The organism is Dysosmobacter segnis, assembly GCF_014297285.1.
Lineage (GTDB): Bacteria > Bacillota > Clostridia > Oscillospirales > Oscillospiraceae > Oscillibacter > Oscillibacter segnis.
Window position 1 is genome coordinate 1 of the sequence record NZ_JACOQI010000110.1, and the last position, 711, is coordinate 711.

The 711-nt window shown below is 60.1% G+C and carries 1 protein-coding gene; it reads left to right on the top strand.

Going from position 1 to position 711, the window contains the following annotated elements; genetic code table 11:
- On the top strand, positions 1-654 hold a 654-nt coding region (locus tag H8Z83_RS19290), incomplete at its 5' end, for an HAD-IC family P-type ATPase (RefSeq protein WP_187016503.1).
- Between the last annotated feature and the right edge of the window lie 57 nt (positions 655-711).

Here is a 711-nt window from a genome sequence, read left to right on the forward strand (position 1 = left end):
TGCTGTATCCCGGAGGGAGAGCAGGAGAAATATGACGCGCTGCCCGCCGCGTATTCCCACCTGTATCTCTGCATCGATGGGGAACTGGCGGCGGTCATCTGCATCCACGATCCTCTGCGCCGGGAGGCCAAGGACGCGGTAAAAGAGCTGCATGAGAGCGGCTTTACCAATGTGGTGATGATGACCGGCGACAACCGCCGCACAGCGGAGTCCGTTGCCGCCGAGGTGGGCGTGGACGCCGTTTACGCAGAGGTGCTGCCGGAGGACAAGGCCGCCTTTATCCGTCAGGAAAAGGAAAAGGGCCACACCGTTATCATGGTGGGGGACGGCGTCAACGATTCTCCCGCCCTCTCCGAGGCGGACGCGGGCATCGCCATCTCCACCGGCGCGGCCATCGCCAGAGAGATCGCCGACATCACCGTTGCTTCAGAGGATCTCTTTGAGCTGGTGACGCTGCGTAAGCTCAGTGAAGCGCTGATGGCGCGGATCCACGGCAGTTACCGGTTTATCGTGGCCTTCAACCTGTCGCTGATCACCTTGGGCGTAGCGGGGGTGCTGCCGCCCGCAATATCCGCGCTGCTGCACAATACCTCCACATTGGGCATCGGTTTGAAAAACATGACCGATCTGCTGGAGGAACACGAGGGAGCGTAATTTGTTTTCCCATCGAGAGAAGTACACGCTCGGCATTCATCAAAAGAGCACACTGCG